Origin of the sequence: Streptococcus sanguinis (genome assembly GCF_019929225.1) — a bacterium.
Lineage (GTDB): Bacteria > Bacillota > Bacilli > Lactobacillales > Streptococcaceae > Streptococcus > Streptococcus sanguinis_J.
In genome coordinates this window covers 89,005-112,619 of the sequence record NZ_JAHZPA010000004.1, presented here as the reverse complement: position 1 = coordinate 112,619, position 23,615 = coordinate 89,005, and the positions used below count along the sequence as shown (strand labels likewise).

The 23,615-nt window shown below is 46.5% G+C and carries 19 protein-coding genes; 8 read left to right on the top strand and 11 right to left on the bottom strand.

Annotated elements, in window-relative coordinates:
• Positions 1–93: 93 nt before the first annotated feature.
• Positions 94–915: a PrsW family intramembrane metalloprotease gene (locus K1I80_RS07930; RefSeq protein ID WP_223313488.1), complete on the bottom strand. Its 822-nt coding sequence runs from the start codon at positions 913–915 to the stop codon at positions 94–96.
• A gap of 160 nt (positions 916–1,075) precedes the next feature.
• On the opposite strand from K1I80_RS07930, the gene K1I80_RS07925 reads away from it, so the two are divergent.
• On the top strand, positions 1,076–4,132 hold the full coding sequence (locus K1I80_RS07925) for an AAA family ATPase (RefSeq protein ID WP_223313487.1): 3,057 nt from the start codon (positions 1,076–1,078) through the stop codon (positions 4,130–4,132).
• A gap of 61 nt (positions 4,133–4,193) precedes the next feature.
• Here K1I80_RS07925 and hutG read toward each other — a convergent pair whose 3' ends face one another.
• From hutG to K1I80_RS07885, 8 genes are all read right to left on the bottom strand, one after another.
• Positions 4,194–5,183, bottom strand: a complete 990-nt coding sequence (gene hutG, locus K1I80_RS07920; RefSeq protein WP_317628163.1) for a formimidoylglutamase — start codon at positions 5,181–5,183, stop codon at positions 4,194–4,196.
• 141 nt (positions 5,184–5,324) lie between these two features.
• On the bottom strand, positions 5,325–6,866 hold the full coding sequence (hutH, locus tag K1I80_RS07915; protein ID WP_223313485.1) for a histidine ammonia-lyase: 1,542 nt from the start codon (positions 6,864–6,866) through the stop codon (positions 5,325–5,327).
• A gap of 5 nt (positions 6,867–6,871) precedes the next feature.
• A complete protein-coding gene (locus K1I80_RS07910; RefSeq protein ID WP_002898305.1) occupies positions 6,872–8,224 on the bottom strand; it encodes an APC family permease in 1,353 nt (450 codons plus the stop codon).
• Positions 8,225–8,299: 75 nt separating this feature from the next.
• The gene (locus tag K1I80_RS07905; RefSeq protein ID WP_223313484.1) at positions 8,300–8,899 is read right to left on the bottom strand and encodes a HutD/Ves family protein; all 600 of its coding nucleotides are present in this window, start codon (positions 8,897–8,899) and stop codon (positions 8,300–8,302) included.
• 12 nt (positions 8,900–8,911) lie between these two features.
• Positions 8,912–10,585: a formate--tetrahydrofolate ligase gene (locus tag K1I80_RS07900; protein WP_223313483.1), complete on the bottom strand. Its 1,674-nt coding sequence runs from the start codon at positions 10,583–10,585 to the stop codon at positions 8,912–8,914.
• 66 nt (positions 10,586–10,651) lie between these two features.
• Positions 10,652–11,278 (bottom strand): cyclodeaminase/cyclohydrolase family protein, encoded by a 627-nt coding sequence (locus K1I80_RS07895; protein ID WP_002914334.1) that lies wholly within the window; start codon positions 11,276–11,278, stop codon positions 10,652–10,654.
• A 14-nt stretch (positions 11,279–11,292) separates the two neighbouring features.
• Entirely contained in the window at positions 11,293–12,192 is a 900-nt protein-coding gene (gene ftcD / locus K1I80_RS07890; protein ID WP_002907222.1) for a glutamate formimidoyltransferase, read from the bottom strand.
• Positions 12,193–12,311: 119 nt separating this feature from the next.
• The gene (locus K1I80_RS07885; RefSeq protein ID WP_002910574.1) at positions 12,312–14,342 is read right to left on the bottom strand and encodes a urocanate hydratase; all 2,031 of its coding nucleotides are present in this window, start codon (positions 14,340–14,342) and stop codon (positions 12,312–12,314) included.
• 199 nt (positions 14,343–14,541) lie between these two features.
• Between K1I80_RS07885 and hutI the strand changes: the two genes are divergently transcribed.
• From hutI to rpsR, 4 genes are all read left to right on the top strand, one after another.
• Complete coding sequence (hutI, locus tag K1I80_RS07880) at positions 14,542–15,807, top strand: imidazolonepropionase (protein ID WP_223311801.1); 1,266 nt, start codon at positions 14,542–14,544, stop codon at positions 15,805–15,807.
• A 178-nt stretch (positions 15,808–15,985) separates the two neighbouring features.
• On the top strand, positions 15,986–16,276 hold the full coding sequence (rpsF, locus tag K1I80_RS07875) for a 30S ribosomal protein S6 (protein WP_002896497.1): 291 nt from the start codon (positions 15,986–15,988) through the stop codon (positions 16,274–16,276).
• Between the two features lie 11 nt (positions 16,277–16,287).
• Positions 16,288–16,782 (top strand): single-stranded DNA-binding protein, encoded by a 495-nt coding sequence (locus K1I80_RS07870; protein ID WP_002923303.1) that lies wholly within the window; start codon positions 16,288–16,290, stop codon positions 16,780–16,782.
• A gap of 36 nt (positions 16,783–16,818) precedes the next feature.
• Complete coding sequence (rpsR, locus tag K1I80_RS07865; protein WP_000068664.1) at positions 16,819–17,058, top strand: 30S ribosomal protein S18; 240 nt, start codon at positions 16,819–16,821, stop codon at positions 17,056–17,058.
• 109 nt (positions 17,059–17,167) lie between these two features.
• Here rpsR and K1I80_RS07860 read toward each other — a convergent pair whose 3' ends face one another.
• Positions 17,168–17,839, bottom strand: a complete 672-nt coding sequence (locus tag K1I80_RS07860) for a DUF1129 domain-containing protein (protein ID WP_002903834.1) — start codon at positions 17,837–17,839, stop codon at positions 17,168–17,170.
• 18 nt (positions 17,840–17,857) lie between these two features.
• On the bottom strand, positions 17,858–18,802 hold the full coding sequence (locus tag K1I80_RS07855; protein WP_125336420.1) for a magnesium transporter CorA family protein: 945 nt from the start codon (positions 18,800–18,802) through the stop codon (positions 17,858–17,860).
• 127 nt (positions 18,803–18,929) lie between these two features.
• Between K1I80_RS07855 and uvrA the strand changes: the two genes are divergently transcribed.
• The 3 genes from uvrA to efp all read left to right on the top strand — a co-directional run bounded on the left by uvrA (position 18,930) and on the right by efp (position 23,596).
• Positions 18,930–21,761, top strand: a complete 2,832-nt coding sequence (gene uvrA / locus K1I80_RS07850; protein ID WP_223313482.1) for an excinuclease ABC subunit UvrA — start codon at positions 18,930–18,932, stop codon at positions 21,759–21,761.
• Positions 21,762–21,912: 151 nt separating this feature from the next.
• On the top strand, positions 21,913–22,974 hold the full coding sequence (locus K1I80_RS07845; RefSeq protein ID WP_223311799.1) for a M24 family metallopeptidase: 1,062 nt from the start codon (positions 21,913–21,915) through the stop codon (positions 22,972–22,974).
• A 61-nt stretch (positions 22,975–23,035) separates the two neighbouring features.
• Positions 23,036–23,596, top strand: a complete 561-nt coding sequence (efp, locus tag K1I80_RS07840) for an elongation factor P (protein ID WP_002896485.1) — start codon at positions 23,036–23,038, stop codon at positions 23,594–23,596.
• The last annotated feature ends 19 nt before the right edge of the window (positions 23,597–23,615 follow it).

Below are 23,615 nucleotides of genomic sequence, written 5' to 3'. Positions count from 1 at the left end.
TTTGCAATTGATTGGTATGTCTTAAATATAGAATGTTAAGAAAATATATTCCTGAATACCTAAAAAAACGACCCTAACGGTCGTTTTTTTGCATTATTCCACTTCCAATTCTTCTTGGTCAATTTTATGGGCTGTTCGGTAGGCTTGGTAAAAGATAAAGACAGCCACAGCGGTCATAGCCGGTACGATGATTGGGATGTCCGTTTCGATAGCAGTCAGCGGTGAGTTCCAGAAGAAGTGGAGAACGAAGGCTGCTAGGAAGTAGAGGAGCCCCACTCGGAAATAATTTTTCTGAGTTTTGGCATAGCGTAGCATGAGAGCTAGACCGAGAGTGGTTAGGGCGGTGTAGAGCCAGTGAGAGGCAACGCCGCCAGTGATGCGGCCTAGGATACCAGAGATAGTGAAGGAGAAGCCTTCGGGCAGGTCAGAGAGGATATAAGAGAAGTCCTCACTAATCTGAAAGCCCATGCCGGCCGTTATACCCAGCATCAAGAAGGATTTGAGCTTTTTGACTGGGACTAGATAGACAGCGAAGGCAACTGCCAACAGCTTGAGGGGTTCTTCAACCAGCGGAGCTGCGATGGCATTTTCTAGGTCACTGAGCAGAGTATTTGGGAAGCTGGTGCTGACCCATTCGTGGATATAGGTGTTGGCCAAACCAGAGGTCCAGCCAGAAATGAAAAGGCCACCTAGCAGAGCTACCCCAAGGCTAAGTGCAGGCGTCTGCCATTTTTTACCCAGTTGGCGAATCAAGAGCAGGGCAGGGACGATATAGAGCAGAGCCAAGAGGGCTGACAGTCCGACAATCCCATAGGAAGTGCCTGACATACTGCCAGTAGTATAGGCTTGTGTCTCGTATTCTAAGCCAATCGCGCTCAGAAGGAGAAAAATGAAAAGAACAATATTTTTCTTCATAAGTAACTTTCTAAAATTTTATTTTCATCCTAGTATAACAAAAAAATCCTAAATAAAACCAATTTAAAAACTGGAAATTAAGGGCTGGTATAATACTTTACTTGCCAAACTGTCTCTTTTTGTTTATATTAGTTCTATAAGGTTTCTTGGAGGCGTTTGCATGACGAAAAATCTGTTGAGGTTGAAATTGCTGGGAAGTCCGAGTGTCTTTCTCAATCAGGAGGAAGTCTTTTTTCCTTTTGCTAAAATCAATGCTCTGCTTTATTATCTCCACATCAATGGAGCAGTCAATCGGGAGGAGATTGCAGGAATCCTCTGGGAAAACAAGGATAATCAGACCGCCAAAAAGAATTTGCGCAACACCATTTATCAAGCTAATAAGTTACTAGGTGGGGAATGGATTGTCGCTCCCAACCGGACTGTGCTGTCGCTTAATCCCGAGTGTATGATTGAAAGTGATGTAGAACGTTTCACGGATCATCCTGCAAAGCATCTGTCGCTCTATCAGGGGGATTTTCTGCAGGGCTTCTATCTCAAGGACAGTGAGGCCTTTGATTACTGGGTGTCTAAGATGCGGACGCGATATGAGCAGCTTTATATCCAAGCCTGCTACCAACAGCTGGAAACAGAAAAAGACCAGCTGGATTTGGAAGAGGCTGAGCGGAATTTGCGCCGCTTGATCAGCATTGATGAGTTTGATGAGAAGAACTACCATCTGCTCATGAAGCTCTATCAGGATAATGATCGGCCTGGTAAGGTGATTGAGACTTATTATAAATTGGTCAATATTTTGGATAAGGAACTGGGCATTAGTCCTACGGAACCTATCCAGCAACTATATCATGAGGTGCTTGCCAAGGACCGCAGCGAGCGCAAGACTAAGCAGTTTCTGCGCAATACGGACCACTTTTTCGGGCGGGTTGATGAAATCAAGCGCTTGGAATCTTACTTTTCTAAGGTGATAGAGACTCAGGAGGCGCGTGCTCTGGTTCTAGTCGGTGGTACTGGTGTCGGAAAGCGGACAGTGACTCGTCAAGTATTGGCCAATCAGACCAAGTATTTCCAGATTGTCATGGCTGAGTGCTTCAAGGAAGAGATGAAGGCAGAACTCCAGCCTTGGCGCGGTTTGCTGGACGGCCTGGGGGACTTGGTTATTCAGCACCAGATTCTTTCTATCAGCCAGTGGCAGGTCATTTTGGAGAGTTATTTTCCCATTTTGACAGGAGGCGCTTCTGGTCTTCAGTTGGATGAGGCCAAGCTGGCTCAGTTTGTGGTGGATATTCTGCAGAAGATTTCTAAGAAAAAAGCTTTGATAATCTTAATTGAGGACTGTCACTGGATGGATGAGGCTAGCGTTGCTGTCTTGGAGCAAGTTATGAATCATTTGACTGGCTATCCTGTGGCCTTTGTGCTGACCAAGCATCTGAGCACCCCTTCTTATTTGGAACATTTTTTCAATCACCTGCTGGTACGCAATAAGCTAGGCTTTATTGAGCTGCAGCCGCTGAATTTTAAAGATAGTGTGGCTTACTTGCAAGCCCAGACAGGTCAGTTAGCCATACCTGAAGAACGCCTTGAGGATATTTATCGGGTCAGTCAAGGTATCCCTTTCTTCCTATCGGAATACGCTGAGCAGCTCCTGCGAGGAGAAAAGTTTCATCCGCTGACTTCGGCCATCAAGGCCAAGCTGTCTCTGAAGTTGGATTACCTGAGCAGCCAAGAGGAAGAGTTGGTGGACTATCTGGCTTGCTTTAGGGCTCCTGCCTCGGTTTCTCTCTTAGCCAGACTGCTAGGTCTGCCGATGGAAGAGGTTGTTGAAATCACTGAGGAGTTTGGACAGAAGCAGTTCTTGATGGAAGAGGAGCAGAGCGAGGACTTGGTAGTGCGGTTCAGCCAGGAGCTTTTGAGAATCTATGCCTATGAGCGCTTGTCACTTGCCAAGAAACGAATGCTGCATCACCAGATTGCCCAAGGCATGGAAGACCAGCTGGGAGACTCTCTCTATCATGCCCAGCTGCTCAATGAAATCGCCTATCACTACAGGATGTCCAAGCAGCCCATTAAGTCTCTGGAGTACGAGCTGCATTATCTCGAGGCTACCCTGCAGTTTCATCACGAGCTCTTTCCGATTTATTCGCGGGAGTTTGGCTTTATTGAAAAGACGGATGATAGCAATCAGTCAGCGGTTTTAGACCAGTTTGACCGTATCTGTCGGGAAATAGAGGGCTTAGAGAGAAAACATCAGAATCACAAGGATTTTCAGCTTTTGGTTCTCCGTTTCCTCTATCTAGAAGGGCGCTATGCCATTCGGACGGGGAATTACCAGCAGGGGATGGACAATATCCAGCAGGTGATTGCTTCGGCCAAGGAGCTGCAGCAGATGGATTTTCTCCTAGAAGGCTATCGGCAGATGATTTACTACTGCATCCAGACGGAGAATATCCCAGAGATGCGTTACTATACGGAGCTGGCTCTGGATGCTTCGGTCCAGGCCAACAATCACGAAGCCATTGCCATCAATCTCCGGCTCAAGGGGCTCTATCATCTCATGATTGGGGATGAGGAGCAGTCGCTCCACCACCTCTACCAGTCTATCGACTGTTTCAGCTTGACGGCTTCGCTGCGTTCCAAGTACTCGATTCAGATTGCGGCGGCTCTAGACTATTTGGCAGAGATTGAGCAGATTCGCGGGAATTTTACGGCATCTCTGGCTCATCAGAAGGAGGCCATTAAGTTGACGGAAAATAAAACAGCAGAGCCTTCGATTTTTGCTTTCTATATCGGCTTGGGTATGACTTACTATCAGCTGAAAGATTATGAGCAGGCGGAGCGAATTTTCCTCAAGGCGAAAACAGCTCTGAAGTCCCTCAGCTTTCCTTGGAAAGAGACCCAGTTAGAGGTTTATTTGGCCTTGATTGGCTGTGAGAAGAGAGATTACCAGCCGATGCTTGATCTGCTGCGGAAAAAGGATAGTCTCATTAGCCGCTATGGCAATCCGCGGGACAAAGGGCTGATCTACTATCTGATGGCTGTGATTAAGTATCGCCTGCTGACTGGCAGCTTGCAGGAAGCAGGCTTTGAAGACTTGCTGGATCAGGACTTTGAAACCTACTATGAAACGGCCAAAAGCCAGCTCAATCCCTACCGAGATCGGCACCAGCTAAAGGAATTAGAAAACTTACGCCAAGGTCTATCTCAGGCATTAAACGCAAAATAAAAGAGGATGAAAGCAATGTTCATCCTCTTTTGATGTTTCTAATGAAGTTTTTAAATGCCCATCAATCGTGTGCTTGTGCCCAGACTTGTGTCAGGTAAAAGACAAAGCTGGCAGCCAGATTAGCTGTATGGTTGTCTATATCGTGAGGTGGTGAGACTTCGACGATGTCAAAGCCGATCAGTTTGCCTGATGCTGCGATATGCTGGAAGACCAAAACAGCTAGATTGGGATCCACACCGAGCGACTGAATGGCACTGACACCAGGCGCTGCACCAGCTGCAAAGCAGTCAATGTCAATGGTCAAATAGACCTGCTCCTTGCCGGCCAAAAAGGTATCGACCGCTTTACAGACTTCCTTGTAACCCATTTGGTACATATCCATTCCAGTCAGAAACTGGATAGCCTTGGATTTTGCCACAAAGTCAAAGAGAAAGAGATTGTTATTATGCTCCTGAATCCCCAGGATGAGGTAGTTAAAGGCCTGCTTCTGAGCCAGAGTATCATCGAACATCTGGCGAAAACCGGTACCAGAGTTAGGACCAGTCTGATCATAAGGACGCAAATCAAAGTGGGCATCCATATTGATAACGGCCAAGTCTTGGTCAGGAGCTAGTGACGACTTAAGTCCCAGATAGTGGCCGTAGGCTGTTTCGTGGCCACCCCCTAGGACAATAGGCCGGAGATTGAGCTCTCGCAGGCGTTTGACTGCCCGAGCCAAGCTTTGCTGCAGCTGCTCCAGAGAGCGGTTAGGACCGTCAATGTCGCCAACATCAAAGACGCGGACGTTTCTGCCCAGATGCCAAGGAAGCTTGGCAAGTTGAGTTCGGATAGCCTGTGGACCTTCGACAGCCCCCACTCGGCCGTGGTTGATATAAACCCCTTTGTCACTCTTGAAGCCAATCAAGGCAAAGTTGACCCCTTCAAAGGGTTTTAAGTTAGGGTCATTTAAGTCCAAAAACTCAATAACCATCCCCCATTTGGCAGCATATAAATCATCATCCAGTCTCTTATGATAGTAGCTGTTATCTAGCTGATAGTAATCTTCTAACATGATTTTGTCCTTTTCCATAACGATACTTGCGACTTTATTATAAGAGTTTCCGCCAAGCCTGTCAATGACTTTTGGCGGGAAAAGAAGCCCAGCTGTATGAGAGCGGGCTTCTTATGTTAGTTTTTTACAGAGTCATCAGCTTTAGAACTGAATGCTCAAGTCCACAGCCTTTTCAACGGCTGCTAGGAATTCTTCGTTTTCAATCAGCTCAGAAGCCTTGTTGAGCTCTTCATAGATTTCGATGTCCTTATCAAATTCGATAAAGCGGACATGCTGACGGAAGAGGTCATAGGCTGGCTTGGTTCCTTTACCAAGTTCATGGTTTTCTGGTTTCAGATCCAGAGCTTGGCAGGCTGCCATGATTTCTGTTGCCACGATGCGGCGAGAATTCTTGAGAATCTCAGCTGCCTTGCGTGCTGCGGTAGTTCCCATGCTGACAAAGTCTTCTTGGTTCTCACAAGATGGGATAGAGTCTACGCTGGCTGGATGAGACAAGACCTTGTTTTCAGAAGCAAGCGAAGCACAAGCATACTGGGTAATCATAAAGCCAGAGTTGAGTCCTGGGTGTTTGACCAAGAAGGATGGGAGCTTGCTCAGTTGGCTGTTGACCAGACGTTCCACACGACGCTCGGATACATTACCGATTTCAGAAATAGCGATGCCGAGGAAGTCAAATGGCTGAGCCATTGGTTCGCCGTGGAAGTTACCGCCTGAGATAACATGGCCTTCCTTGGTGATGATAGGATTGTCTGTAACGGAGTTGATCTCAACCTCAACCTTGGTCTTGACATAAGCGATAGAGTCCTTGCTAGCACCATGAATCTGCGGGATACAACGCAGGGTGTATGGGTCTTGGACCCGTTGTTGAGTGGCTACAGTTGTGTTGCCACTGCCTTCTAGAAGGTTGCGGATATTGCGGGCTGTAGCCAGCTGTCCGCTTTGAGGACGGATGGTATGTAAGTCTTCTTCGAAAGGACTGGTAATACCATTGTGGACTTCCATGGAAAGAGCGCCAGCGACATCTGACAGTTTAAGTAACTGGATGGCATCGTAGGTAGCCAGAGCTCCGATACCTGTCAGGACAGTCGTACCGTTAATCAGCGCCAGCCCTTCCTTAGCTGCTAGAGCAATTTTTTCGATGCCGGCCTTGTCCAAAGCTTCTTGTCCAGAGAGCAATTGGCCTTGATAGTAAGCGCGGCCAAGTCCTAACATAGGCAGAACCATGTGAGCCAGCGGTGCCAAGTCACCAGAAGCTCCCAAAGAGCCTTTTTCCGGAATGTAAGGGACAACGCCTTTATTGAGCAATTCCAGAAGTTTTTCGACAGTAGAGAGACGGATACCAGAATAGCCCTTGACCAAGGAATTAATCCGGATTAGCATGATAGCACGGACTGCATCTTCAGGCAGTGGATCGCCAAAGCCTGAGGAGTGTGTACGGATTAGGTTTTCTTGCAGTTGAGTCGTATCTTCTGGTGAGATGCTGACATTGCAGAGCGAGCCAAATCCGGTTGTAACACCGTAGACTACCCGCTTTTCCCGGACGATGTCATCCACGATTTTACGGGAAGCTTCTACAGCTTTCTTAGCTTCTTGGTCGATTTCGCAAATGGCTCCATGACGAGCCACTGCGATGACGTCTTCTAAAGTAAGGTGTTCGCCATCCAAATTGATTACATGTGTCATAAGATTCATTCTCCTTCTTGTTCAAGAACTTTATTTTTACAAATCAGCACTATATAGATAAAGTATACTGCACTGGCGATAAGGACACCGATGAGGCCGTAAACATAGTTCATTGGGTTTTCACCCCAAATCATGACAAGGCTGACTAGAACCGCCAAAATTGGAATTACTGGACCAAATGGAACGCGGAAAACTACTTTCTTGTCTGGATATTTCTTTCTTAATACTAGTACAGCTAGAGCAGTTGGGATGTATTGGAAGAAGCGGAAGACCACGCTGAGAGCTGCTAATTCTTCAAATTTACCAGAGAAGAGCAGGACGATGGCCAGGATTCCTGAAATAATAATGGCAACTATAGGGGCATTTTTAGAGTTGGTTTCTGCAATTTTCTTAGGAAGCAGACCTTCATTTGCGATAGCTGCACCATAACGTGGAACCATGATAGATTCCCCGATGTTAAGTCCAGCAATAGAAATCAGCGCTCCGATAGAAACAATCCATGCTCCAACAGGGCCAATCATTTCGACAAAGGCGTCTTGTACAGAAGCATCTGTTTGCAGGATACGGCTGCCTAACATGGCGATAGTTCCTGCGATAATCAGCATATAGAGAACAGAGACAATACTGATAGAGCCCAAAATAGCTCGAGGTACATTCTTTTCCGGATTGCGCATTTCACCAGCAACGATAGACATGGTTTCAAATCCGATAAATCCGTAGAAGATATAAATGGCTGTACTAGAGATAGCTTTCATGATATCTACGCCAGGTTCTAGCTGAAGAAACGGAGTGAAGTTTCCTTTGTCAATTCCTCCTTTGATGAAGAAAATCGCACATAGACTGAAAGCGACAATTGGGATGAGCTTTGCTACGGTTGCGGTCAAGGTGAACATTTTGGAAGTCTTAAGACCTGATATATTCATTAGACTGAGCAAAATAATCAGGCTCACACTGAGCAGAAGTTCATAGGGGGCAAAGGATTTAAAAGTAATGACAAAAAGTCTCGCAAATCCTGCTGCCATAGCAGACCAAGCGATGATGGTAACTGCCCAGCCTAGGAAGCCAACATTAAATCCGACAAAGTCTCCAAAGGCTGCTTTGGAATATTGGAAGGCTCCGCCATTTTTATTAAAATAACCAGCAGTTTCTGCCAAGCAGACGGCTAGGAGAATAACGAGAAGGGCAGTTCCAAGCATGACAGCTAGAGAGGCAGGACCAAGTCCTTTATAAATCTTTTGCGGTAGGAGGAAAATCCCTGATCCGATAACGGCATTGATACCGTAGAGAGTTGCACCGGAAAAGCTGAATTTCGCTTTTTCCTGTTCTTGTTCTTGTGCAGTGAGTTTAGTTGCATCCATAATAATGTTTCTCCTTTAGAGATATGGGATCCTTTCCAAGTAAAGATAGAATGGTGACAAGGCATCATGGTATCTTTACTTAGTAGGGATGTGGGTCAAACCAGCCCATATAGCAAGGGGCGTTCCCTTTGGCTGGTTACTCGAAAACATTATATGCAGCTCAGTTTCCTGAGTCTCTTTTTCCACTATCAGAAGCTGCTCTGCCTCTAGGTTAAGTGCTGGCAGGTTTGTTCCCGTCACCGTTAAATCACCTAAGGCATAGATAAATTGAATCTCTTCATCTCGGACAAGTTCTTGTTTATCCGAAATGGCAATCATCTGTCCCTGATAATGGTCGCTGTAGATTAAGTTAAAGTCGGTACAAGTCCCCCGACTTGTGATAGAATCACTCCCTTCAAAGACATAGGGAGTAAAGGGAGCTAGAACCGTTTCCTCCTGCCGGCTGGCATTGTGGAGATGAAGTGTGTGGTCCAGGCTCATGAGAATGCGGTGGAAGCCGCTGAGGTCAGAAAACTGACTTTCAGCCAACTCCACAGTCGCTGTCGATAGCCGATAGTCAAAGTCCCGCTTGCCATAGTGGCCAGTTGGCGGGGAAAGATAAAGCTGTTTTGTCTTTCCCCCCGACCAATCGGAAACTTGAAAATCTTTTGCTCTTAAAAGGCTTATATTTGTCATTTTTGGTATTTATTAGAACAAACCGCTGATATTGCCGTCTTTGTCAACATCAATCTTTTCGCTGGCTGGTACTTTAGGCAGCCCTGGCATGGTCATGATTGCACCCGTCAGAGCAACGATAAAACCTGCACCAGCAGAAACTTTGAGCTGGCTGATTGTCACAACAAAGTCTTTAGGTGCGCCCAGTTTTTTAGCATCGTCTGAGAAGGAGTACTGAGTCTTGGCCATACAGATAGGATAGTTGGAGAAGCCCAGTTCTTCCAGTTGTTTGAGCTCGCGTTTAGCAGCAGGAGTCAGGCGAACACCCTTGCCTCCATAAACCTTAGTAACAATTTTGTTCAGCTTGGTCTCAATGGAGTCCTCTTCATTATATACAAATTGGAAGTGATTGTCTCCTTCGGCCAGTTCAACGACTTTTTCAGCCAATTCTTTACCGCCGGCTCCGCCATTTGCCCAGACGTCAGAAATAACGACGTCAACTCCGCGTTTTTGGCAGGCGTCATAAACTGCTTGCAACTCTGCTTCGGTATCCAGTGGGAATTTATTGATGGCAACGACTGCTGGCAGGCCATAAACGTCTTGAATGTTTTCTAGATGTTTTTCCAAGTTTGGCAGACCATCTACAACGGCTTGGACATTTTCTTCAGCCAGGTCGCTCTTAGCTACACCACCGTGCATCTTGAGAGCGCGGATAGTAGCAACCAGAACTACAGCTGCTGGACGAAGGCCAGATGTACGACACTTGATATCAATGAATTTTTCAGCACCTAGGTCAGCACCAAAACCAGCTTCTGTGACTGCATAGTCGGCATATTTGAGAGCCAGCTTGGTAGCTAGGACACTGTTACAGCCATGGGCAATGTTGGCAAAAGGTCCACCGTGAATCAAGGCTGGTGTGTGTTCCAGAGTTTGAACCAAGTTTGGATGGATAGCGTCTTTGAGCACAGCAGCCATAGCGCCACCAGCTTTCAGATCCTTGGCAGTTATTGGCTTACCTTCAAAGCTGTAACCAATGATGATTTTTTCCAAACGGTTCTTGAGGTCAGTGATATTTTCTGACAGACAGAGAATAGCCATAACCTCAGAAGCAACTGTAATGTCAAAACCATCTTCACGCGGAACACCGTTGACCTTGCCCTGCAAGCCATTTACGATGTGGCGCAGTTGCCGGTCATTCATATCCACTGCCCGCTTCCAAGTGATGCGGCGAGAGTCGATGCCTAAGGCATTACCGTGGTGGATGTGGTTATCAATGAGGGCCGCCAATAGGTTGTTGGCAACACCGATGGCATGAAAGTCACCAGTGAAATGGAGGTTGATGTCCTCCATGGGTACAACCTGAGCGTGACCACCACCAGCAGCTCCGCCCTTGATACCAAAGACAGGTCCGAGTGAAGGTTCCCGCAGAGCGATAACGGCTTTTTTACCGATAGCAGCCAAAGCATCAACCAATCCGACAGAAGTTGTGGTCTTACCTTCTCCGGCTGGTGTCGGAGAAATAGCTGTCACGAGAATCAGTTTACCGTCTGGCTTGTCTTTTAAGGCTTCTAGTTGGCCGGCACTGATTTTTGCCTTGTAATTTCCATAAAGAGACAAGGCATCTTCAGCAATTCCAAGCTTTTCTGCCACCTCTTTGATGGGCTTCATTTGAACCGAATTCGCAATTTCAATATCTGATAAAACCATATTGTTACCTCTTGAGAAAAGAAAGCCCATTCATGGGAAAGAGCGGACTTCTCTTCCGTTTATCTATTAGACAACTTTCAAAATTTCTTGATAAATTTCATCTGCTAGGGCGCAGCCTTTTTGCAGGAGGTCTTCACCCTTGCTGCGGTAGTCTGCGACGAATGCTTCATCCTTGACACCTGACAGGTTGATGAGGACATTGAGCCAAGCCCCTTGCAAACCAGCCTTAAGGTTGAGGGCTGCTACCCCCAGGTCGCTGGCAGCGTTGGTATTGGACTTGCCGACAGCTTTTTGGGTTGTTTGCAGGGCAGCCAAGATGTCTTCCATCATGCCATAAGGTGACTTGGTCGCTTCCTTGAGGGCTTGTTGCATAGCTTCCCGACGGGCAGCCTTGTCTTCCTCTGTCTCCTTAGGCATATCAAAGACGGCGGAGACTAGATTGAAGGCTTCAGTGTCCTTGTCAATAGCTGCGAGCAAGCTTTCTTGCAGGCGGGCGCTTTCTGCGTGCACTTGAGCAATTTCTGCTTCAAATTCTGCGTATTTTTTCTTGCCAAGGGTCAATTCACAGACCATCTTAGTCAGGGAAATACCGTTCGCTGCTGAAAGAGCAGCGGCAGAGCCGCCTCCTGGTGCAGGAGCATCTGAGCCTAGGACTTGGGCGAATTCTGTCAAACTTAAATCTACTAATTTCATAGGTTTCTGTCCTCCTAGCCCAGCAAATGGTTTTCCAGAACTTGCTTGCCATAGTCAAAGTCTTCGATTTGCAGATAGTATTCTGCTGCGTCAATCAAAGCCTTAGCTGGTGCCAAGCCAATGACTTCTGAGCCGAGGATTCCAACTCCGTAACGTTTGGCTTCAAAGCGAACAGTTTCAAAAACACGATAGAGTGGGAATTTTTCCAGATTGACCATGTTGATAGAAACCTGAGCAATGTTGCGGTCTTCCAGCATAACGCCAATCGCTTTACAGTATTTGTAGCCACCGCTTGAACCACGGATGATTTTGGCAATGTTGTTGGCAATTTCCAGATTGTCTGTATCCAAGTTGATATTGTAGGCGATGAGCGGCATTCTCGCTCCGACAGCAGTGACACCAGCAGTTGGGTGAATCTTTCTTTCACCGTAGTCAGGAGCCCAGTCAGGTTCCAAGAGTTTTTCAGGCATGCCTTCAAATTGCCCTTTACGAACCTTGGCCAAGTTCTTACGCTCTGGACGAGTCGCTGCATCTTCATAGAGGAAGATAGGAATACCGAGCTCACGATTGATCCGCTCAGATACGGTCTTCGCAATTTCTACGCATTCCTCACTTGTGATGTCTTTGATTGGTACAAAAGGCAGGACATCAGTTGCGCCCATACGAGGGTGTTCACCTTGGTGCTTGGTCAAGTCAATATTTTCAGAAGCGTATTTAACCAAACGGAAAGCAACTTCCTGAATATTTTGGTCATCACCGACCAAGGTAAAGACGCTGCGGTTGTGGCTGGCATCAGAAGAGTGGTCCAAAAGTGTTACACCTGGCACGCTCTTAGCTGTTTCCACTAGACCGTCAATAACCGCTTGATTGCGGCCTTCAGAAAAGTTAGGAATACATTCAACAATTTTTGCCATAAGATATTACCTCGTGATATCAATAATTTTAATTTATAATATGAACTTAATAAAGCAGAATCTCCTCCTGAGCTAGGTTGATACCCAGCTCAGGTCGGAAGTTGGGGGACAAGTTTTTCCTATTCGAACAATTTCTTAACAGATTCTTTGACCAAATCTTCGTCAGTTAAGTATGGAATGGTAATGTGGTCTGTTCCTTGGTGGAGGCGGTTGTACTCGATAGCAGTTTCGATGGCATGCTCATTACGTGCCCAGTTACGACGAGCGACTCCGCCGATTGTATCCCAAGCGATAGCAGATTTGATGATTTCATCAATGCGTTCGCTACCGTCCAGTACCAAGCCAAAGCCACCGTTGATTGCTTTACCGATACCAGTTCCGCCACCGTTGTGGAGAGCTACCAGACTCATACCGCGAGCTGCATTACCAGCGTAACATTGCACGGCCATGTCGCAGGTGACATTGGAACCGTCCTTAATATTAGAAGTTTCGCGGAATGGAGAGTCAGTACCGGATACGTCGTGGTGGTCACGGCCAATCATGACAGGACCAATCTTGCCTTCGCGGACTAATTCATTGAACTTGAGGGCGATATTGACGCGTCCCATACAGTCTTGGTAGAGAATCCGAGCCTGAGTTCCAACAACCAACTGGTTCTTTTCTGCATCGCGAATCCAGTTGTAGTTGTCGCGATCTTGGTAGCGGCGGTTAGGGTCGATCACTTCCATAGCTGCATGGTCAGTAGCGACTAGGTCTTCGTGCTTACCGCTCAGACATACCCAACGGAAAGGACCATAACCATAGTCAAAGAGCATTGGGCCCATGATATCTTCTACATAAGATGGCCAGATGAAGCCGTCTTTGTCGTCAAAGCCGTTCTTAGAAATTTCCTTTATGCCAGAGTCATAGACTGCCTTCATAAAGGCATTACCATAGTCAAAGAAGTAGGTGCCGTTGCTAGTCAAGGTCTTGATTGCCTTGAAGTGACGTTCCAAGGTTTGGTCAACCAACTTAGCAAATGTTTCCTTGTCTTCAGCCAGAAGGCGAGTCCGCTCTTCAAAGCTGATACCAGCTGGACAGTAGCCGCCGTCATAGACATTGTGGCAAGAAGTTTGGTCAGACAGCAAATCGACATGGATATTGTTCTCGTTGACGTATTCCAAGAGGTCTACGATGTTACCGTGATAGGCAATAGAAGTTGATTCGCCAGCTTCCAGAGCTTTTTGAGCCAAGTCGATAGCTTCCTTCGGACTTTCAGCCAATTGGCTAATCCAGCCTTGTGAATGACGAGTTTCAATCCGAGATTGGTCTACTTCAGCTACGATTGCCACAGCTTTAGCAATTTCGGCCGCTTTCCCTTGAGCTCCACTCATGCCGCCCAGACCAGAAGAGATGAAGAGTTTGCCAGTCAGGTCGCCGTCATCAGCTACGCCTAGTTTCAAGCGTCCAGCATTGAGGAGAGTGTTGAAAGTACCATGGACGATACCTTGAGGACCGATGTACATCCAGCCGCCGGCTGTCATTTGACCATAGTTGGTGACACCCATTTCTTCTGCAATTTCCCAGTCCTTCATATTGTCGTATTCACCGACCAAGAGGCCGTTGGTGATGATAACACGAGGTGCTTCTGGTTTGGACTTGAAGAGTCCGAGCGGATGGCCAGATTCCACGACCAAGGTTTGATGGTCGGTCATGATTTCCAAGTATTTCTTGATCAGGTTGTACTGCATCCAGTTAGCACAGACAGATCCAGTTTCCCCATAAGTAACCAATTCATAAGGATAAAGGGCGATTTCAAAGCTCAGGTTGTTGTCAATCATGACCTGCATAGCTTTGGCTGCAGTACAGTTTCCTTTATATTCATCAATTGGTTTACCATAGATGCGTTCTTTTGGACGCCAGCGGTAGCCATAAATCCGTCCGCGAGTCTTCAGTTCTTCTAAGAATTCTGGAATTACTTCCTCATGGAATCTCTTTGGAATATAGCGAAGGGCATTTTTTAAAGCAATTTCGGTTTGAGCTTGAGTTAAACGGAAGCCCCGGTCAGGTGCTCGACGGATGCCTTCTTGGAAAACTGTTTTTTCAGGCAGTACATCGTCTAATTTGACGGTCATTGCTGCTGCAATTTCATTTTCGCTAAAGTATGACATGAAAAATCCTCCTTTTAGTCAAGTGTAAAATATCTTTCTCCTACATTCTATAAGACTCCCGTCCATAAAGAGTCAAGAAAATGACAAAAGCAGTAAAAAAAGTGGGGCTCCTATCTTTTACAAGCTTTTGACTATAATTTGACGATAGTGTATTATGATGAAAAGTAAATATGTCGGAAAATGAAATGGAGGAACAAGCATGACTGCTGATTTACTATTAACTCACTTTAATCAAGTCTTCTGTCCCAAGGACCTCGGACATCCCCTTTTTGGCGAGGAGATGAAGGAAGCTCAGGTTTTGGAAGACGGCTACATTGCAGTCAAAGACGGCAAAATCCTAGCAGTTGGCAGCGGAGAGCCGGATGCCAGTCTGGTTGGACCTGATACTAAGATTCAGTTTTATGAGGGCAAGATTGCTACACCTGGCTTGATCGACTGTCACACTCACTTGGTCTACGGCGGCAGCCGGGAGCATGAATTTGCTAAGAAATTAGCCGGAGTCCCTTATCTGGAAATTCTTGCCCAAGGCGGCGGTATTCTCAGTACAGTTAGAGCAACGCGAGAAGCTTCTTTTGACACTCTCTATGATAAGTCTAAGAGACTGCTGGACTATATGCTGCTGCATGGGGTGACGACTGTTGAAGCCAAGAGTGGCTATGGTCTGGACTGGGAAACAGAGAAGCGCCAGCTAGATGTCGTTGGGGCTTTGGACCGTGACCACGATATTGATTTGGTTTCGACCTTTATGGCTGCCCACGCCGTTCCACCAGAATACAAGGGACGCTCTCAGGAATATCTAGAGCTCATCGTCGAGGAAATGCTGCCTCGGGTAAAAGCAGAAAATCTAGCTGAATTCTGTGATATTTTCTGTGAAAAAGGCGTCTTTACAGCTGACGAGTCACGCTACTTACTTTCTAAGGCAAAGGAGATGGGCTTCAAGCTTCGTATCCATGCTGATGAAATCGAGTCTATCGGCGGGGTGGATGTAGCGGCTGAGCTAGGAGCAACCAGTGCAGAGCACTTGATGGTAGCAACTGATGAGGGCATTCGCAAGATGGCAGAAGCTAAGGTTATCGGCAATCTCCTGCCAGCAACTACCTTCAGTCTGATGGAAGATACTTATGCACCCGCCCGCAAGATGCTGGAAGCTGGTATGGCCATCACTCTGACTACCGACAGCAATCCAGGCTCTTGTCCGACAGCTAATCTGCAGTTTGTCATGCAGCTGGGCTGCTTTATGATGCGTCTGACGCCAGTGGAAGTCCTTAACGCTGTAACCATCAATGCGGCCTACTCAGTTAACCGTCAAGATAAGATTGGCAGCTTTGATACTGGTAAGCAGGCTGACATTACCATCCTAGACGCTAAGAATATCGACTATCCACTTTATTTCTTTGCGACTAACCTGACCCATCAGGTCTACAAGGCTGGAAAACTGGTCGTCGATCAAGGTAGAATTGTCTAGCCTCTCTAAAAAAGAATCGTATTTTTCGGACTCTCTCTGGTGACAGGGAGAGTTTTCTTTATATCAAAACTTTCCCTTGCCATTCTGCCGCAAGTCTGCTATAATAGTTATTTGTGAGCAAACCTCACTTACCCCTTGCAAAGTCTCGGGGTCATTAGACCAAAAGGAGGAAAAATCAATGGCTAAATACGAAATTCTTTATATTATTCGTCCAAACATTGAAGAAGAAGCTAAAAACGCTTTGGTAGCACGCTTTGACTCTATCTTGACTGACAATGGTGCAACTGTTGTTGAATCAAAAGACTGGGAAAAACGTCGTCTTGCATACGAAATCCAAGATTTCCGTGAAGGACTTTACCACATCGTTAACGTTGAAGCAAACGACGATGCAGCTCTTAAAGAGTTTGACCGTCTTTCAAAAATCAACGCTGACATTCTTCGTCACATGATCGTCAAACTTGACGCTTAAGAAGGTAGACTATGATTAATAACGTTGTACTGGTGGGTCGTATGACCCGTGATGCCGAGCTTCGCTATACTCCGCAGAATCAAGCGGTCGCAACATTTACTCTGGCTGTCAATCGCAACTTTAAAAATCAAAGTGGCGAGCGAGAAGCAGACTTTATCAATGTTGTCATCTGGCGCCAGCAGGCAGAAAATCTTGCAAATTGGGCTAAAAAAGGAGCCCTGATCGGAATTACAGGTCGTATTCAAACGCGTAACTACGAGAATCAGCAAGGCCAGCGTGTCTATGTCACAGAAGTTGTTGCGGACAATTTCCAACTCTTGGAAAGCCGCTCTAATCGTGAAGGTCAGGCATCTGGCGGTTACGGTGGGAACAGCTTCGGCGGCAGCTCTGCTCCAAGTTATGGCAGTGCAGACTCGTCTAACCAAGTACCGAACTTTTCTCGTGATGAGAGCCCATTTGGTAATTCTAACCCAATGGATATCTCAGACGATGATCTACCTTTCTAAGGATCGAATCTAACTATAATATAAAGGAGAAAACACATGGCTCAACAACGTCGTGGCGGATTCAAACGCCGTAAAAAAGTTGATTACATCGCAGCGAACAAAATTGAATATGTTGATTACAAAGATACTGAGCTTCTTAGCCGTTTCGTTTCAGAACGTGGGAAAATCCTTCCTCGTCGTGTAACAGGAACTTCAGCTAAAAACCAACGTAAAGTAACAACAGCTATCAAACGCGCTCGCGTAATGGCTTTGATGCCTTTCGTAAATGAAGACTAATTAGATTCCCTGCCTCGGCAGGGATTTTTTAGATAATAGAAGAATTGTATAATAAAAAGACAGTTTGATTTGAACTGTCTTTTTAAGTATTATTTGATTTAAAGATTTCTTATCTCGTAGGCCCCATAGTCGCGCTCTTGATGTTGAAGCGTTTTTTGAGATAGAAGCGCAGGGCTAGGGTAATAGCGCCGACAATAGCAACTACGATATTGGACAGGCGGGGATTGAGGAATTCAGGTAGGAGACTAGTCAGGACGATGGACATGCTCCAGAGGAGAATAGCCGCTGCCATGGTAAGGATAGACTTGAGCAGTTTAGGGCGCTGGCTACGGTCCTTATCTGGTCCGTAGAAACGGTAGATAAAGTGGTAGAGAGCATAGAAAGAAAGGCCACCGACGATGCTTCCGAGTACGAGAGTCGTCAGTCCATAGACAGATGGCTGAGAGGAAGCCAGATTGACGATAGAGGTCAGGAGGGTAAAGAAACCAAAGATAAAGAGGACAGAGTCCAGCATCATCCATTTAGGATCGTCATTTTCCTTTGGATGCTCGGCATCATAGCGCTCTTTTGCGGTCAAAGAAGCTGCCCAAGTAGTCGGGGCTCCGTAGAGGCCGCGGGCAGTGATTCCCTTGGTTTGATTTTCCAGGATTTCCGGCAGAATGCCTTCTAAGATTGTCTGGATTTCCTGATCGGATTTGCCGTCTTGTAAAAGCTGGTTAGTCGCGATATGGATAAATTCTTTGTTTTTTTTGCTGAGTTTGTCGAGGGATACTTGTGACATAGGCGTTCTTTCTAATGGTTAAAATAGTTTTTTGTGCATGAGATAAGCCATAACCGAAGCACTCATGGCAAAGGCGATGAACATAATAATCCAGAAGGCATGTGGTTCACCGTTGAGAGGCAGTTCGTTATTTTTGAAGTTCATCCCATAGGCTGAGAAAATCATGGTCGGGATAGACATGACAATGGTCACCAGAGCCAAGGCTTTCATGATATTGTTCTGATTATTAGAAATGATAGAGGCAAAGGTCTCTGTCATACTGTGGAGGATGTTTCCGTAGATATCAGCCATCTCAATGGCCTGCTGGGTCTCGATCAAGGTGTCTTCCAGCAAGTCCTCATCTTCCAGATACTTCTTGATATTGCTGGTAGAGCTGGTCAGCTTTTTAATCACGCGCTCATTTGTCTTAAGAGAGGCTTTGAAATAGACGATGGTCTTTTCCAACTCCATGAGCTCAATCAGTTCTTCATTTCGTGTGGACTTGTGCAGCTGACTTTCAATCTGCTCACTCTTGCGGTCAATGGAGCGCAGGGCTGTCAGATATAGCTCAGCATTGTGGTAGAGAATCTGAAAGATAAAACGTGACTTCATAAAAGTATAGAAGTTGCGCAGGCGCCGATGAATGAAGATATCCAGTAGAGGCAATTTTTCCAAACAGGTGGTAATAATCGCCTCTTCCGTGATGATAATACCAAGGGGAATCGTGACATAGTAAGTCTGGTTATTCCGCTCCTCAGTGATGGGCACATCAACGATGATCAGTGTGTACTCATCCTCGATGGTGACCCGAGACATTTCTTCCGCATCAAGCGGCGCTCGCAGGTCTGCAATGTCAATACCAAAGGCGTTGGCGATTTCAATTGATTCACTCTGGGAAGGGTTGACAAGATTGATCCAGGTGCCCGATTCGAGCGAATCAATCTCTTTGAATTCTGTCGTAGTAGATAAAAAGACTTGCTTCATAATCATTTTCCTTTCCAGAGTTTTTTTGCATACCGTACTATTATACTACAAATTCGGGCTTTTGGGGCAAAAGTTTGCAGAAAAATTTGTTATAATGGAGAAGGTTTATAAGTGAAACGAGGTCAAGATGCAAGATAAAATTGTGATTCATGGAGCGCGAGCTCATAATTTAAAAAATATTGATGTGGAAATTCCGCGGGACAAGTTAGTCGTGGTGACCGGTCTGTCGGGTTCGGGCAAGTCCAGTTTGGCTTTTGATACCCTCTATGCTGAAGGGCAGCGCCGCTATGTGGAGAGTCTGTCGGCCTATGCCCGGCAGTTTTTGGGCAATATGGAAAAGCCGGATGTGGACTCGATTGATGGTCTCAGCCCAGCTATTTCCATCGACCAGAAAACGACTAGTAAAAATCCGCGCTCAACAGTGGGAACTGCTACTGAAATCAACGACTACCTGCGCCTGCTCTATGCTCGTGTTGGGACGCCATACTGTATCAACGGTCACGGCGCTATTACGGCTTCATCTGTTGAGCAGATTGTTGACAAGGTCTTGGAATTGCCAGAGCGTCAGCGGTTGCAGATTTTAGCACCAGTCATCCGCAAGAAAAAGGGTCAGCATAAGACCGTTTTTGATAAGATTCAGAAGGACGGTTATGTCCGTGTGCGCGTGGATGGTGACATTTACGATGTGACGGAAGTGCCAGAGCTATCCAAGAGCAAGCAGCATGATATTGAAGTTGTAGTGGACAGAATTGTCATCAAGGAAGGGGTGCGTAGCCGTCTCTTTGACTCGGTCGAAGCAGCTTTGCGGATTGCTGAGGGCTATGTGATTATTGACACCATGGACGGTCAAGAGCTGCTCTTTTCTGAGCATTATGCCTGTCCAGTTTGTGGTTTTACAGTCCCAGAACTGGAGCCACGCCTCTTTTCTTTCAATGCGCCTTTTGGCTCCTGTCCGGACTGTGATGGTCTGGGGGTTAAGCTGGAGGTGGATCTAGATGTGGTTGTGCCAGAAGCTGGCAAGACCTTGCGCGAAGGAGCGCTAGCGCCTTGGAATCCCATCTCCTCCAACTACTATCCGCAGATGCTAGAGCAGGCGATGGCAGCCTTTGGTATTGATATGGACAAGCCTTTCGAGGAGCTGACTGAGGAAGAAAAACAGCTGATTTTCTTTGGCTCAGATGGGCGGGAGTTCCATTTCCACTATGAAAATGAGTTTGGCGGCGTGCGCGATATCGACATTCCTTTTGAGGGGGTTGTCACCAATATCAACCGCCGCTACCACGAGACTAATAGTGATTTTACTCGGACGCAGATGCGGGCTTATATGAACGAGCTGACCTGTGCAGCTTGTCAGGGCTATCGACTCAGTCCTCAGGCTCTTTCTGTCAAGGTTGGCGGCGAAGATGGCTTGCATATCGGTGAGATTTCAGACTTGTCCATTGCAGATCATTTGCTTCAGTTGGACAAGCTAAACTTGACTGATAATGAAGCTACTATCGCACGCCCTATTCTCAAAGAAATTCATGATCGCCTGACCTTCCTTAATAACGTTGGCCTTAATTACCTGACTTTGTCTCGCTCGGCTGGGACTCTATCAGGAGGTGAGAGCCAGCGGATTCGTCTGGCGACTCAGATTGGTTCTAACTTGAGCGGCGTTCTCTATATCCTGGACGAGCCCTCTATTGGCTTGCACCAGCGTGACAATGACCGCCTGATTGCCAGCCTCAAGAAGATGCGTGATCTGGGAAATACCCTTATCGTGGTTGAGCACGATGAGGACACCATGCGGGAGGCGGACTGGCTGATTGATGTCGGTCCAGGAGCCGGTGTTTTCGGAGGTGAAATCGTTGCGGCCGGCACTCCTGCACAAGTAGCTAAGAGTAAGAAATCTATTACTGGCCAATACTTGTCAGGTAAGCGCGAGATCCCAGTACCATTGGAACGCCGTGTAGGCAATGGCCGCTTTATCGAAGTGACTGGTGCTCAGGAAAATAACTTGCAAAATATCATGGCTAGATTCCCCTTGGGCAAATTTATCGCTGTGACAGGAGTTTCTGGATCCGGCAAGTCAACGCTGGTCAACTCTATCCTTAAGAAAGCCATCGCCCAAAAGCTCAACCGCAATTCTGCTAAGCCAGGTAAGTTCAAGAAAATCAGTGGTATTGAGCATGTGGATCGACTGATTGATATTGATCAAAGTCCGATTGGCCGGACACCGCGCTCTAATCCGGCTACCTATACTGGAGTCTTTGACGATATTCGCGATCTGTTTGCCAAGACCAATGAAGCTAAGATTCGTGGCTACAAGAAGGGGCGTTTCAGCTTTAATGTCAAGGGCGGTCGTTGTGAGGCCTGCTCGGGTGATGGGATTATCAAGATTGAGATGCACTTCCTGCCTGACGTCTATGTGGCCTGCGAGGTCTGCCACGGTACCCGTTATAATAGCGAGACTCTAGAGGTTCACTACAAGGAGAAGAATATCGCTCAGGTTCTGGACATGACGGTCAATGATGCGGTAGAGTTCTTCCAGCATATTCCCAAGATTGCCCGGAAACTCCAGACTATCAAGGACGTGGGACTAGGCTATGTGACTCTGGGGCAGCCAGCTACGACCTTGTCAGGTGGTGAAGCCCAGCGGATGAAGCTGGCCAGCGAACTTCACAAGCGCTCAACTGGTAAGTCCTTCTATATCTTGGATGAGCCGACCACGGGTCTGCATTCTGAAGACATTGCCAAGCTCCTTCATGTGCTATCACGCTTTGTGGACGATGGCAATACAGTACTCGTTATCGAGCACAATCTGGATGTTATCAAGACGGCCGACCATATTATCGACTTAGGACCGGAAGGCGGTGTCGGTGGCGGTACAATTATTGCGACGGGTACACCGGAAGAAGTCGCAGCTAATCCAGCCAGCTATACCGGCCAGTACTTGAAAGGCAAGCTGCACGTAAAATAATTCATCAAATCCCTGTTTGATATTAAAAACAGGGATTTTTCGTGTCGGAGAATGCTCGTTAGATTTAAGTCTTAGGCAAGGCTTATTAAAAAATGTCCTATTTGACTGGTTTTTTGATATAATAAGCTTAGTTATTTCACGGAGGTGCCTCATGTTATCAAGAGTTGAAAAGTTTGAAGCAGCATTGGCTCAGACAGAATGCGATGCTGTTTTAGTAACCAATCTGAAAAATGTTTACTATCTGACTGGCTTCAGCGGGACAGAAGCGACAGTTTTTATCAGCAAGAATCGTCGGATTTTCCTGACGGATGCGCGCTATACACTGATTGCCAAGGGAGTAGTCCAAGGTTTTGATATTGTCGAAACCCGCGACGCGATTAGAGAGATTGTCAAGATTATTGCGGATGACAAGCTGCAAAAAATCGGTTTTGACGATGAAATTTCCTATGCCTACTTCAAAATGCTGGAAAGTGTCTTCTCTGCCTACGAGCTGGTTCCTATGACGGGCTTTATTGAAAATCTGCGCATGATTAAAGATGAGCAAGAAATCGCGACTATTCGCAAGGCCTGTCAGATTTCGGACCAAGCCTTCCTGGATGTACTGGATTTTATCAAGCCTGGTGAGACGACTGAGCTGGCTGTTATGAACTTTTTAGATGCCCGTATGCGCCAGCTAGGTGCTTCAGGTGCCTCTTTTGACTTCATCATCGCTTCGGGTTACCGCTCTGCTATGCCGCATGGTGTGGCTAGTGACAAGGTCATTCAAAAAGGGGAAACCCTGACCATGGACTTTGGCTGCTACTACAATCACTATGTCAGTGATATGACGCGGACTGTTCATGTGGGGCAGGTGACGGATGAGGAGCGGGAGATTTATGATATTGTCCTGCGCAGCAATCAAGCCCTGATAAAAGCAGCCAAGGCTGGGCTTAGCCGAATTGATTTTGACCGGATTCCGCGCCAGATTATTAACGATGCTGGCTACGGTCCTTACTTTAGCCACGGGATTGGTCACGGTATCGGACTGGATATCCATGAAATTCCTTACTTTGGTAAGTCAGAAGAGCCGATTGAGGCCGGTATGGTCCTGACCGATGAGCCGGGTATTTATCTGGATGGCAAATACGGCGTCCGCATCGAAGACGATCTCCTCATCACAGAAACAGGCTACGAAGTCCTAACTCTTGCGCCGAAAGAGTTGATTGTTATTTGAGAATTATCAGGCTTTATGATAGAATAAGTAGAAATATAATTTTAAAAAGAGGTAATATAGAATGATTGAAGCAAGTAAGCTGAAAGCTGGAATGACCTTCGAGACAGCTGATGGAAAACTCATCCGCGTTTTGGAAGCGAGCCACCACAAGCCAGGTAAGGGAAATACGATTATGCGTATGAAGCTGCGCGATGTTCGTACTGGCTCTACCTTCGATACCAGCTACCGTCCAGAAGAAAAATTTGAACAAGCCATTATTGAAACTGTTCCAGCTCAATACTTGTACCAAATGGATGACACTGCTTATTTCATGAATACTGAGACTTACGATCAATATGAAATTCCAGTAGTCAATGTAGAAGAAGAATTGAAATTCATCCTTGAAAACTCTGATGTGAAAATCCAGTTCTACGGAACAGAAGTGATTGGTGTGACAGTACCAACAACAGTTGAATTGGTCGTGACAGATACTCAGCCTTCTATCAAGGGAGCTACTGTTACCGGATCTGGTAAGCCAGCGACACTTGAGACAGGTCTTGTTGTCAACGTACCGGACTTCATCGAAGTTGGACAAAAATTAATCATCAACACTGCAGAAGGAACTTACGTTTCTCGCGCATAATATAGAAGAGGTAATAACT

Excerpts from the sequence above, each read along its gene's own strand:
- uvrA (WP_223313482.1), top strand. The coding sequence starts at position 18,930 with ATGCAAGATAAAATTGTGATTCATGGAGCGCGAGCTCATAATTTAAAA.
- K1I80_RS07885 (WP_002910574.1), bottom strand. The coding sequence starts at position 14,342 with ATGTCATACTTTAGCGAAAATGAAATTGCAGCAGCAATGACCGTCAAA.
- K1I80_RS07855 (WP_125336420.1), bottom strand. The coding sequence starts at position 18,802 with ATGAAGCAAGTCTTTTTATCTACTACGACAGAATTCAAAGAGATTGAT.
- K1I80_RS07870 (WP_002923303.1), top strand. The coding sequence starts at position 16,288 with ATGATTAATAACGTTGTACTGGTGGGTCGTATGACCCGTGATGCCGAG.
- efp (WP_002896485.1), top strand. The coding sequence starts at position 23,036 with ATGATTGAAGCAAGTAAGCTGAAAGCTGGAATGACCTTCGAGACAGCT.
- K1I80_RS07925 (WP_223313487.1), top strand. The coding sequence starts at position 1,076 with ATGACGAAAAATCTGTTGAGGTTGAAATTGCTGGGAAGTCCGAGTGTC.
- hutG (WP_317628163.1), bottom strand. The coding sequence starts at position 5,183 with ATGTTAGAAGATTACTATCAGCTAGATAACAGCTACTATCATAAGAGA.
- K1I80_RS07860 (WP_002903834.1), bottom strand. The coding sequence starts at position 17,839 with ATGTCACAAGTATCCCTCGACAAACTCAGCAAAAAAAACAAAGAATTT.
- K1I80_RS07905 (WP_223313484.1), bottom strand. The coding sequence starts at position 8,899 with ATGACAAATATAAGCCTTTTAAGAGCAAAAGATTTTCAAGTTTCCGAT.
- rpsF (WP_002896497.1), top strand. The coding sequence starts at position 15,986 with ATGGCTAAATACGAAATTCTTTATATTATTCGTCCAAACATTGAAGAA.
- K1I80_RS07845 (WP_223311799.1), top strand. The coding sequence starts at position 21,913 with ATGTTATCAAGAGTTGAAAAGTTTGAAGCAGCATTGGCTCAGACAGAA.
- K1I80_RS07900 (WP_223313483.1), bottom strand. The coding sequence starts at position 10,585 with ATGGTTTTATCAGATATTGAAATTGCGAATTCGGTTCAAATGAAGCCC.
- ftcD (WP_002907222.1), bottom strand. The coding sequence starts at position 12,192 with ATGGCAAAAATTGTTGAATGTATTCCTAACTTTTCTGAAGGCCGCAAT.
- K1I80_RS07910 (WP_002898305.1), bottom strand. The coding sequence starts at position 8,224 with ATGGATGCAACTAAACTCACTGCACAAGAACAAGAACAGGAAAAAGCG.
- hutI (WP_223311801.1), top strand. The coding sequence starts at position 14,542 with ATGACTGCTGATTTACTATTAACTCACTTTAATCAAGTCTTCTGTCCC.
- rpsR (WP_000068664.1), top strand. The coding sequence starts at position 16,819 with ATGGCTCAACAACGTCGTGGCGGATTCAAACGCCGTAAAAAAGTTGAT.
- K1I80_RS07930 (WP_223313488.1), bottom strand. The coding sequence starts at position 915 with ATGAAGAAAAATATTGTTCTTTTCATTTTTCTCCTTCTGAGCGCGATT.
- K1I80_RS07895 (WP_002914334.1), bottom strand. The coding sequence starts at position 11,278 with ATGAAATTAGTAGATTTAAGTTTGACAGAATTCGCCCAAGTCCTAGGC.
- hutH (WP_223313485.1), bottom strand. The coding sequence starts at position 6,866 with ATGACACATGTAATCAATTTGGATGGCGAACACCTTACTTTAGAAGAC.